At 72.1% G+C, this 10,952-nt stretch carries 7 protein-coding genes; 2 read left to right on the forward strand and 5 right to left on the reverse strand.

The features are described 5' to 3' along the window. Nucleotides 1-690 precede the first annotated feature (690 nt). Nucleotides 691-1,242, forward strand: coding sequence for a cysteine hydrolase family protein (locus tag AW273_RS11605; protein WP_062348115.1), 552 nt, complete (start codon nucleotides 691-693; stop codon nucleotides 1,240-1,242). 296 nt (nucleotides 1,243-1,538) lie between these two features. On the opposite strand, the gene AW273_RS11610 is transcribed toward AW273_RS11605, so the two are convergent. The 4 genes from AW273_RS11610 to AW273_RS11625 form a co-directional block, all read right to left on the reverse strand. Beyond that, complete coding sequence (locus AW273_RS11610; protein WP_062348117.1) at nucleotides 1,539-2,378, reverse strand: DegV family protein; 840 nt, start codon at nucleotides 2,376-2,378, stop codon at nucleotides 1,539-1,541. Beyond that, nucleotides 2,379-3,587 carry an imidazolonepropionase gene (hutI, locus tag AW273_RS11615; RefSeq protein WP_030450768.1) on the reverse strand — a complete coding sequence of 403 codons (1,209 nt, stop codon included), beginning with the start codon at nucleotides 3,585-3,587 and terminating at the stop codon, nucleotides 2,379-2,381. It abuts the gene before it with no gap. Between the two features lie 417 nt (nucleotides 3,588-4,004). Next, nucleotides 4,005-5,411, reverse strand: coding sequence for a GTPase HflX (hflX, locus tag AW273_RS11620; protein ID WP_062348118.1), 1,407 nt, complete (start codon nucleotides 5,409-5,411; stop codon nucleotides 4,005-4,007). A 75-nt stretch (nucleotides 5,412-5,486) separates the two neighbouring features. Next, on the reverse strand, nucleotides 5,487-8,771 hold the full coding sequence (locus AW273_RS11625) for an ATP-binding protein (protein ID WP_062348120.1): 3,285 nt from the start codon (nucleotides 8,769-8,771) through the stop codon (nucleotides 5,487-5,489). Nucleotides 8,772-8,913: 142 nt separating this feature from the next. Between AW273_RS11625 and AW273_RS11630 the strand changes: the two genes are divergently transcribed. Beyond that, a complete protein-coding gene (locus tag AW273_RS11630) occupies nucleotides 8,914-10,260 on the forward strand; it encodes an FAD-binding oxidoreductase (RefSeq protein WP_062348122.1) in 1,347 nt (448 codons plus the stop codon). Here AW273_RS11630 and AW273_RS11635 read toward each other — a convergent pair. Next, nucleotides 10,257-10,943 carry a DUF4097 family beta strand repeat-containing protein gene (locus AW273_RS11635; RefSeq protein WP_232327303.1) on the reverse strand — a complete coding sequence of 229 codons (687 nt, stop codon included), beginning with the start codon at nucleotides 10,941-10,943 and terminating at the stop codon, nucleotides 10,257-10,259. The two genes, AW273_RS11630 and AW273_RS11635, sit on opposite strands and share 4 nt — an antisense overlap. Between the last annotated feature and the right edge of the window lie 9 nt (nucleotides 10,944-10,952).

Below are 10,952 nucleotides of genomic sequence, written 5' to 3' on the forward strand. Positions count from 1 at the left end.
AGGATCCATCGGCCCCGACCGATCAACCCCGAACGAAGGGGAATCGCCGATCTGGTCGGGCGGAGCACCGAAAGCCGACGAAGCCGCACCGTCCTGATAATCGGATGGCGGCTCGACCTGATAGGGATCACGCCCTCTGTGACCTACCTGCCTCGTCGGACGGGAACCCGACCGCGCCGGATACACCGGTTGAGGCTGGACGGCGCCGAACGATGGCGGCGGCCGATCGACGATCTGATTGAGACGCGCCTGCGCCACGGCTTGGTGACTTTCCCGCTCCCTGCTACGCACCCGGAGAAGGTAAAGCCTCACCTGATGATCCCGCCGACCCGGAATTCGATTCTGTGGATAACCCACAGAGAACAGAAGCCGGAATCCATGGCAATCCAGACTTTGCGCCCCGGTTTTCCCCACCTGTGATTCCACACCCAAATCACCTCAGCCCCCGGCGGGCCCCGACACGGCGACCGAACGCCCGCTCAACCGGAGCTCACGACGACGGCACCACCTTCGCGACGCATCCCACGGCCGCAGACCGGGTGCGTCCGGGATCAGGCCATCGGGTTTTGTCGGTGCCCCGTCCTAGTGTGGACGCGCACCAAAGCCGACGGCGAAAGCCCTGGCCAGACGCCGCCGGCCCACCCCTACCGTGTGCACGTCACCGTTCACACGGAGCACCAGGAGATCCCCATGACGACCCTGCCCAACCGCCCGAACACCGCCCTGCTCGTCATCGACGTCCAGAACGGAGTGGTCGAGGGCGCACTCCGCCGCGACGAGGTGGTCGCCAACATCAACACGCTGATCGGCAAGGCCCGCGCGGAGAAGGTCCCGGTCGTCTGGGTCCAGCACTCGGACGACGGCCTCGAATACGGCAGCGACGACTGGCAGTACGTCCCCGAGCTGACCCGGGAAGACCCCGAGCCCCTGGTCCACAAGCTCTACGGCGACTCCTTCGAGGACACCGACCTCGACACCGTCCTCGCCGAACGCGGCGTGGGCCGCCTGATCGTCACGGGCGCCCAGACCGACGCCTGCATCCGCTCGACCCTCCACGGCGCTCTTACCCGTGGCTACGACGTCACCCTCGTCGGCGACGCCCACACGACCGAAGACCTCACCGCCTACGGCGCCCCTCCGGTCGACCAGGTCATCGCCCACACGAACCTCTACTGGAAGTTCCAGACCGCCCCGGGCCGCGAAGCCGGCGTCGTCGACACCAGCGACGTCACCTTCGCGTAGACAGCGGAGAACCGCCCGGCGCAGAGGGATGGTCGGAGCGCCCCTCCCCAAGGTGACGCGGCCATGCCAACGGAATCCGAAGGTCACTTGGGGTGCTCCCAGCACACGACGACGGGGTCCGGCCCCGGTTCTTCGCGCATGAGACAGAGCAGGTGGGCCGGGCCTGTGCCGTAGCGACACCCGGTGAGTGAATCTCGCCGAGAAACAGGTCCGCCCACGGATCTGGGAGAGAGGACGCCCTTCGATCCGAAGGCGGGCCTCGATGCCGTCACAGCCTTCACCACCGCGAAGACGGTTCAAGCCGGCGAAACCGTAACCCCCACCACCCCGGGCCCCGTGTGCGCCCCGATGGCCGCCCCGATCTCCCCCACCCAAACCGCCGCCACCTTGGGCACCCGCCCCCGCAACCGCTCCACCAGCCCCCCGGCCCGTTCAGCGGCCCCCAGGTGCTGCACCCCCAGGTTCACGACCTCGTCCCCCGCCGCCACCACAGCCAGATCCTCCAACCGGGAAAGCGCCCGAGAAGCAGTCCGCACCTTCTCCAGCACCGACACGGCCCCACCGCTGACATGCAGGAGAGGCTTCACGGCAAGGGCGCTCCCCAACAGCCCGGCGGCGACCCCGATCCGCCCGCTCTTCCGCAGATGTTCCAACGTGTCCACGTAAAAGAAGGAGAAGGTCCCCCCGGCACACCGCCGAGCTGCCGCAGCAACAGAGGAAAGCGGCTCCCCGAGAGCGGAGGAGACCCCGGCCGCGAGAACGGCGAAACCCAGCCCCATCCCCACCGACCGGCTGTCGACGACCTCGACGGGCACGGAGGCCGACTGGGCGGCGAACCGAGCCGCCTCCACCGTCCCGGACATCGTGCCCGACAGGTGCACCGACACCACCCCGGTGGCCCCGCCGGCCGCGGCGGCCTCGTAGACGCTCAGAAGTCGCTCGGGAGAGGGCCTGGACGTCGTCACCGCCGACGACACCCGGAGCGCCGCGGACACGGCCTCAGCGGAGGTCGGGGATCCGTCCAGGAACTCGCGGTCGCCGACGACCACGGTCACCGGTACCACGGTGATCCCGTACCGCGACGCCTCGCCGGGAGGCAGGTAGGCGGTCGAGTCGGTGACGACGGCGACCGTCATCTACTGCACGGGCGTGCCGCCGCGCCAGACGCGGCGGGGCTTCAGGCCGAAGGCCCAGGCGAAGGCGCCTTCGTGGTCGGCGTCCCATTGAACGATGTCGGCCAGGCGGCCGGGGGCGAGGATGCCGCGGTCGGGGGCGCCGAGGACCTGGGCGCCGCCCAGGGTGGCGGCGCGGAGGGCGTCGCCGACGCTCATGCCGAAGGCGGCCACGGCCAGGCTGATGACCAGGGACATCGAGGTGATGCCGCAGTGGCCGGGGTTGTGGTCGCTGCCGAGGGCGACGGGCACGTGCTGCGACAGCAGGCGGCGGACCGGGGGCAACGAGCCCTGCTGGAGGGCGGTGCCGGGGCAGACGACGGCGGGCACGCCGTAGCGGGCCATCAGCGCGATGTCCTCGTCGGTCACGTGGTGGAGCAGGTCGGCCGACGCGCAGCCCATCTCGGCCGCGAGTTGCACCGCGCCGCGCTTGGCGTAGGCGCCGGCGTGGACGCGGGGCAGCAGGCCGACGTTACGGCCGGAGGCCAGCACCCAGCGGGCCTCCTCGGTGGAGAAGTGCCCGTCGTCGCAGTAGACGTCGACCGAGTCGGCGCCGGCCGCCGCGGCGTCGGCGCACCAGGCGGCGACGGCCTCGACGTAGTCGCGCTGGCGGCCGAAGTATTCCGGCGGGACCACGTGGGCGGCCATGAAGGTCACGTGGACGCGCGGCATCATCGGTTCCTTCTCCAGTTCGCGGAGAAGGCGCACGTCGGCGAGTTCGCCGTCGCGCGTCAGGTGGTAGCCCGTCTTCGCCTCGACGGTCGTGGTGCCGCTGAGGAGCCATTCGCGCAGGCGTTCGCGGACGCCGTTGCACAACGTCCAGGGGTCGGTGCCGCGCGTCACGGTGACGGTGGAGCCGATGCCGCCGCCCGCGGCGGTGATGGCGGAGGCGGTCGAGCCGCCCGAGCGCATCGCCAGTTCGGCGTAGCGGTTGCCGGCGTACACCGGGTGGGTGTGGGCGTCGATGAGACCGGGGGTCACCAGGGCCCCGCCCAGGTTCTCCACGTGGTCGACGTCGGTGATGTCGTCGACGACGCCGGGGACCGACTGCGGCAGGTCGGCCGCGCGGCCGACCCAGGCGATGCGGTCGTTGTGGACGAGAATCGAGGCGTTGCTGCAGACATCGTGGCCGGTCCAGAGGCGGCCGATGTTCGTGAGCAGCCTAACGGTCATCCGACCACCACCAATGAGGACGCCAATGTCGTCACCACCGGTGGACCCGCCGGGTCCGCTCCGTGTCCGGACGTCATTGGGGGGTCTCCTGCTCTCATCGCGCACCGGGTTGTGCGATGGACCGATCGCCGGGGATCGCCTCGGCGATTTCAGTCCAGTTACGTTATTTCACAGGTCGCCTCGCTGTACAGGGTTATTGAGAAGAACGCCGGTTCGCCTCCTGGGCATCCGGTTGGCCCGCCCTGCTCTCCTGTCACGCCCGAGCCCATTCCCCCAGGTTGGGCCCGGTAAAGCGCGCGTCCCCCACGCGTAACGGCACTCACGGCGAAATTCGCCGTGAGGTTCGCCATATCGTACCAACGGCGAAGCATGCTAGCCACCGCCGCTTTCCTGCCGCTTTACGGAAAAGGTGGAGAATTAGACGGTTTCCACCGGCTTGGCCACCTTGTCCAGCTCGTAGTGCAGGGTCGACGGAACCCGCGCGTGCAGGATCGTGCCGTCGCCGGTGTGGTCGACCGACAGCACCTCGCCCTCCTTGTGGGCCCGCGCGACCAGGTCGCCCCGGTCGTAGGGGATCAGCACGTGGACCTCGTGGTCGAGGTGGGGCAGCTCCTGCTCGATCAGGTCCATCAGCTCGGAGATGCCCTGGCCGGTGCGGGCGCTGACCACGATGCTGTGGCGCTCGCGCATCGTCAGCCGGTCGATGACCTCGCGGGCCGCAGCGTCGGCCTTGTTGATCACGACGATCTCGGGGATGTCGCGGGCGCCCTCGATCTCGCCGAAGACCTCGCGGACGGCGGCGAGCTGCGACTCGGGGTCGGGGTGGGAACCGTCGACCACGTGGAGGATCAGGTCGGCGTCGCCGACCTCCTCCAGGGTCGAGCGGAACGCCTCGACGAGCTGGTGGGGCAGGTGGCGCACGAAACCCACCGTGTCGGCCAGGGTGAACAGGCGGCCTTCGGGGGTGCGCGCGCGGCGTACCGTCGGGTCGAGGGTGGCGAACAGGGCGTCCTCGACCAGCACGCCCGCGCCGGTGAGGCGGTTCAGCAGCGACGACTTGCCGGCGTTGGTGTAGCCGGCGATCGCCACGGCGGGGACCTCGCGGCGGCGGCGCGAGTGGCGCTTGGTGTCGCGGGCGGTCGACATCTCCTTGATCTGGCGGCGGAGTTTGGCCATGCGCTCGCGGATGCGGCGGCGGTCGAGCTCGATCTTCGTCTCACCGGGGCCGCGGCCGCCGATGCCGACGCCGCCGGCCGCCCGTCCGCCGACCTGGCGGGACAGGTTGCCACCCCAGCCGCGCAGGCGCGGCAGCAGGTAGGAGAGCTGGGCCAGTTCGACCTGGGCCTTGCCCTCGCGGCTCTTGGCGTGCTGGGCGAAGATGTCGAGGATCAGGGCGGTGCGGTCGATGACCTTGACCTTCACCACCTCTTCGAGCTGACGGAGCTGGCCGGGGGTCAGCTCACCGTCGCAGATCACCGTGTCGGCGCCGGTCGAGGCGACGATGTCGCGCAGCTCGACCGCCTTGCCCGAACCGATGTAGGTGGCCGGGTCGGGCCGGTCGCGCCGCTGGATCAGTCCTTCGAGGACCTCGGAGCCCGCCGTCTCGGCCAGCAGCTTCAGTTCCTGGAGGGAGTTCTCGGCGTCGAAGGAGGTGCCGCTGGTCCACACCCCGATCAGGACGACCCTCTCAAGGCGGAGCTGCCGGTATTCGACTTCGGTGACATCTTCGAGCTCCGTCGAAAGACCCGCGACCCGCCGTAGCGCCTGACGCTCTTCGAGTTCGTAATCGCCGATGTCTTCTGGCTCGTTAGGCATATACGTCATTTCTCCTGACAACAATGCGACACCACCGTGTCTTCCCATCGATGGTGGCACGACACGGGAATCCCGCGCATCACGTTAAGCCCCCAGCTCAGTGGCGTAGCGGTCGAGCAGGGCGCGGCTGCGCCCGGTCAGGTGCGGCAGGCCGAGGCGGGAGTGGACGTCGAGCGCGGCGGCGGCGTGGTCGGCGGCCAGGTCCGGGCGGCCGGTGGCGGCGGCGAGTTCGGCCAGCACCAGGTGCATCGAGCCCCAGCAGGTCACCGAGCTGCCCATCACGACGAACTGGCCGGCGAAGGGGGCGAGCTCGGCGTACTTGGCGGCCGGGTCGGGCACGCCGATGCGGGCCGCGACCAGGCCCCAGCCCCGGGTGATGAAGTCGTGGCTCCAGTCGAGGGGGGTGTAGCCGCTCCAGCGTTCGGCCAGCCGCCGGGCCTCCTCGATCCGGCCGGCGTCGATCGCGGCCAGCACGGCGGCGGTGCGCAGGGAGGCGTGCACCGGCTCGTGGGCCATCGCGATCAGTTCGTCGGCCAGGTCTCCGGCGCGGCCCTCGGCCTCCTTGGCGACGTACCGGGCGAGGACCCGGCAGTCGTCGAGGCCCCACATGGTGGTCGCGCCCAGGAGGCGGGCGGTGTCGGCCTCGTAGTAGCGCAGGGACTCCTCGAAGCGGCCGGCCAGGGCGGCGCCGGTCGACTCGGCCACCCAGACCATGGCGGCCAGGTCGGGGCGGTGGACCTCGCTGAGCAGGCGGCGGCAGCGGCCGAGGTCGGCGTGCCAGGCGGGCAGGTCGCCGAGTTGCAGGGTGACGACCATGCGCATGATGCGGGCGACCAGTTCGGTCGACTTGGGCAGGCCGGGCAGCGCCAGCATCTCGTCGCACCAGGCCGCGCGCCGGGTCAGTCCGTCTTCGGTCCAGAAGGCGCTCAGGGCGTTGTTGAGCGTCTGGGCCAGCAGGCCGGGGTCGCCGAGGCGGCGGGCGATCTCGACGGCCTCCAGCGCGTGGGCGCGGCCCTCCAGGACCCTCGGGCCGTAGTGGAGTTCCAGGCTGAGGGTGCCGAGGAGCGCGGCCCGCTGGTAGTCCTCCAGCGGGCCCGCGAGCAGGTCTTCGAGCCGGGCGACCATGCGGTCGTCGACGACGCCGTAGAAGCGCCAGTTCCAGACGGTGACGCCGCCGTAGACCATGGCGGCCTCGGCCATGGCGTTGCGGTCGCCGAGGGTCTCGGCCAGCTCGATGGCCTCCTCCAGCACGGCGTGGGCGCCCGCGACGTCGCCGGTGGCCCGCTGGGCGCGGCCGAGCTCGGTGAGCAGTTCGACCCGTTTGGCGGGGTCGGCGGCTCCGTGGGCGGCCAGCGCCCGCTTGTAGAGCTCGACGGCCTCGTCGTAGGCGCGCTGGGCGCAGGCCCTGCGGGCGGCGCGGGCGGCGTACTCGACGGCCCTTCTGGCGCCGCCGACACGGGCGGCCATGGCGAAGTGGTGGGCCAGCACCGGCAGGCGGGCGGTGACGTCGCCGCCGGGCAGCGACTCCATCGCCTCGCCGACCTTGAGGTGGAGGCGCGCTCTGGCGAGCCGGGGCAGGCCGGAGTAGAGCGCGTCGCAGACCAGGACGTGGCTGAAGCGGTAGTCGAACCCGTCGGACTCGGCCAGCAGGCCGACGGCGACGGCCGGTTCGAGGTCGGACATGACCACTTCCGCGGGCTCTCCGGCGGCGACCGACAACACGTCGAGCGACACGTCGCGGCCCAGGGCCGAGGCGACCTGGAGCAGGTCGCGGGTGCGGTCGGGCAGCCGGGCGACGCGGCGGCCGATGACCTCGCGCACGCCGTCGGGCACCTCGCTCAGGCCGTGTTCGCTGTCGGCCAGGCGCAGGAGCTCGCCCAGGTAGAAGGGGTTGCCGCCGGTCCGCTGGTGGAGGGTCTCGGCAAGGGCGGGGTCGTCGCGGCCGAGGAAGGCGGCGACGTCGGCCAGGCCGAAGGGCGGCAGCGGCAGCCGTTCGGTGCCGGGTTCGCGGGCCAGCCCGGCCAGGGTGCCGCTGAGCTGCTCGGGTTCCCGGCCGGGCTCGGGACGCAGGGTCGCCACGATGAGCACCGACCGGTGGTGCACCTGCCCGGCGGCGAAGCTCAGCAGCCGGAGCGAGGCGATGTCGGCGGCGTGCAGGTCGTCGAGGACGACCACCGTCGGCCCGCCCGCCGCGAACGCGGCGAACACGGTGTCGTGGAGGTCGTAGAGCGCCGCGCCCGGGTCGGCGGTCGGCCCGGCGACGTCGCCCGAGAGCAGCGCGGCCGCCTCCCGGCCGGCCTCGCCCAGCTCGCGGACCGCCTGCAGCCACGGCCAGAACGCGGGCGCGGTGTCGCCTTCGGAGCAGCGGCCCCAGACCACCCGCAGGCCGAGCGCGCGGGCCTCCTCGCCGGCGGTCCGGGCGAACAGCGTCTTGCCGATTCCGGCCTCGCCGGTGACCAGCACGATCCCGCCCCGGCCGCGCCGGGCCTCCATCACCCGCTCGGCCATCCGGGCGAGCTGCGGGCCGCGCGCGATCAGCCGGGGCGCGGCGGGGACGGGCGCGGCGACGGCGACCGGGGTCTCGGGCGCGGGGCCGGGCAGGTCGGCCGACTGCTCGAAGACGGCCTTCTCGATGCGCCGCAGTTCGGGGCCGGGCTCCAGGCCGAGTTCGTCGGCCAGCAGGGCGCGCACCCGCCGGAGGGCGCCCAGCGCGTCGGCCTGCCGGCCGGACCGGTAGAGGGCCAGGGTCAGCAGGCCCCACATCCGTTCCCGGTAGGGGTGGGCGCGGACCAGCCGTTCGAGGTCGGCCACGCACGAGGCGGCGTCGCCCAGCGCGAGCCGGGCTTCGAACCGGTCTTCGGAGGCCGAGGCGTGCAGCTCGGTGAGCCGGGCGGCGACGGGGCCGGCGAAGGCGTAGTCGGCGAACTCGGCGAGCGGCTCGCCCCGCCAGGTGTCGAGCGCGTTGTCGAGGGCCTCCAGCGCGCCCGGGTGGTCGCCCCTGACCAGCATGCGGCGGCCGTCGTCGGCCAGCCGGGCGAACCGGGCCAGGTCGACCTGGCCGGGCGGCACCGCCAGCAGGTAGCCGGGTTCCCGCGTCACCAGCACCTTGGGCGGCGTGCGCGGCGCGCGGCCCGGTTCCAGGGCCCGGCGCAGGTGGGAGATGTAGGCCTGCAACGTTCCCGTCGCGCTGGAGGGCGCCTCGTCGGCCCACAACTCGTCGATGAGCCGGTCGAGCGGCACGATGTGCCCGGCCTCCAGCGCCAGCAGCGCCAGGACGGCCCGCTGCTTGGGCGGCCCCAGGTCGAGGGGCCCGCCGTCTCCCGGCCGGACCTCCAGCGGCCCGAACAGGCGAAAGAACAGCGGCTCCACGGTTCTCCTTGCGTCGATCGACGCCAACACTACGACCCGCTCCGCCCCCCTTCAAAGCGGCTTCAAGTCACGTTCCAACTGCACGCCAATTCGGCCTCAAACGGCCCGATCGATCCTCGACCCAGACGAACGAGGAGGAATCATGATCAACGACTTGCGGCAGGTGGTCCGCGGCCGTGTGCTGGCCGCCGGTGACGAGGGGTTCGACCAGGCCCGCGAGCCATGGGACGGCGCGGTGGACCAGCGTGTACTGGCGGTCGTGGAGGCCGAGGACGCCGCCGACGTGGCGGCCGTGGTCCGGCACGCGAGCCGGTACGGCCTGTCGGTCGCCACCCAGCCCAACGGCCACGCGCCGTCGGCCGGGTTCGAGGGGGCGATCCTGCTGCGCACCTCCCGGATGCGCGCGGTGCACGTGCGTCCCGAGGAGCGGGTGGCCCGGGTGGAGGCCGGCGCGTCGTGGCAGGAGGTGCTGACCGCCGCCGCCAAGCACGGCCTGACCGGCCTGGCCGGCAGCACCGGCGCGGTGAGCGTGACCGGGTTCGTGCTCGGCGGCGGGCTGAGCTGGTTCGGCCGCAAGCACGGCTTCGCCGCGGACGCCGTGGTGGCCTTCGAGGTGGTGAACGCCCAGGGCGAGCACCGGCGGGTGACCGCGGGCGCCGACCCCGACCTGTTCTGGGCGCTGCGCGGGGGCGGCGGCGACTACGCGATCGTCACCGCCGTCGAGATCGGCCTGTTCCCGGCCCCCGAGCTGTTCGGCGGCCGGATCATGTGGCCCGCCGCCCGCGCCGCCGAGGTGCTGGCCGCCTTCCGCGAGGTCACCGGCGCCGCCCCCGACGAGCTGACCGTGTGGTTCAGCCTGCTGCAGTTCCCGCCGTTCCCCGAGCTGCCCGAGCCGCTGCGCGGCCTGTCGGCGGTCTGCCTCGACGCCACCTATCTGGGCGGCGAGGAGAAGGCCCGCGAGCTGCTGGCCCGCTTCGACACGATCCCCGGCGCGGTCATGGACACCCGGGGGACGATGCCGGTCGACCGGCTCGCCGAGATCTGCATGGAGCCGACCGACCCCAGCCCCGCGCTGCTCACCTCACACCTGCTGACCGACCTCGACGACCGGGCCGCCGCCACGCTGCTGGCCGCGACCGGCCCCGGCACGGTCGCCCCGCTCACCTTCGTGACGATCCGCCACCTCGGCGGCGCCCTGGCGGTGGAGCGTCCGGACGGGGGCGCCTGTGGCCACCTGACGGAGAAGTACCAGGTCCACGCCGCCGGCATGCTGCCCTGGCCGGAGCTGGCCGGGCCGATCAGGGAACGGCAGGCCTCGATCGCGCGGGCGCTGGCGCCCTGCACGTCGGACCGCAAGGTGTTCACCTTCCTCGGCCACGACGAACCGGCCGACGCGGCGTTCCCCGCCGAGACGTTCGCCCGCCTGCGCCGGATCAAGTCCCGGCGCGACCCCCTGGGGACGTTCCGCTCGAACCACCCCGTGCGTTAGAGCTTGAGGACCTTGCTGTCGCCCGAGCCCGACTGGATGACGATCTTCTTGGGGGCGGCCGGGTCGTTGGCCACTTCGAGGGTCTGCTCGCCCGAGCCGGTGTGGAGGGTGGCGTGGTAGGTGCCGCCGGGCACCCACGCGATGCCGTCGCCCGAACCGGTCTCGATGGTGACCGAGTCGGGGGCGGCGCCGAACTTCGCCTCGACGCTGCCCGAACCGGCCTCGGCGACGAAGGTCTTGGCGAGCAGGTCGCTGGCGTCGACCTCGCCGGAGCCGGTCGAGACGTCGACCGGGCCGCTGAGGGAGCGCAGCGTGATCTCGCCGGAACCGGTGTCGACCTTGACGCTCAGGCCCTTGGGCACCTGCACGTCGTAGTCGATCGAGCAGTCTCCGCACTTGTAGGCGAGAGTGAGGATGCCGTCGCCGAGCTCGTGGCCGTCGGTCGGCTTGTCGCCCCGGTAGTGGAGGGTCTCGGTCACCGCGATGCCGGTGCGGGCCGACTCGGTGACGACCACGTCGCCCGACCCGCTCTGGATGCGCAGGGCCGTGACGGCGTCGGTGACGTCGTACTTCTCGACCGCCTCGCTGCGGAGGCCGAAGTCGAGGTCGAGATCGCCGCAGGCGGTCAGGACCAGCGCGGATCCGGCCAGCAGGCCCGCGGCCGCGATGCTCTTCATTCTCATGCCCTCAGT

The sequence above is a fragment of the Herbidospora yilanensis genome (genome assembly GCF_001570565.1).
Classification (GTDB): domain Bacteria; phylum Actinomycetota; class Actinomycetes; order Streptosporangiales; family Streptosporangiaceae; genus Herbidospora; species Herbidospora yilanensis.

Coding starts and splice junctions, on each gene's coding strand:
- AW273_RS11605 (WP_062348115.1), top strand. CDS start 691: ATGACGACCCTGCCCAACCGCCCGAACACCGCCCTGCTCGTCATCGAC.
- AW273_RS11610 (WP_062348117.1), bottom strand. CDS start 2,378: ATGACGGTCGCCGTCGTCACCGACTCGACCGCCTACCTGCCTCCCGGC.
- hutI (WP_030450768.1), bottom strand. CDS start 3,587: ATGACCGTTAGGCTGCTCACGAACATCGGCCGCCTCTGGACCGGCCAC.
- hflX (WP_062348118.1), bottom strand. CDS start 5,411: ATGACGTATATGCCTAACGAGCCAGAAGACATCGGCGATTACGAACTC.
- AW273_RS11630 (WP_062348122.1), top strand. CDS start 8,914: ATGATCAACGACTTGCGGCAGGTGGTCCGCGGCCGTGTGCTGGCCGCC.
- AW273_RS11635 (WP_232327303.1), bottom strand. CDS start 10,943: ATGAGAATGAAGAGCATCGCGGCCGCGGGCCTGCTGGCCGGATCCGCG.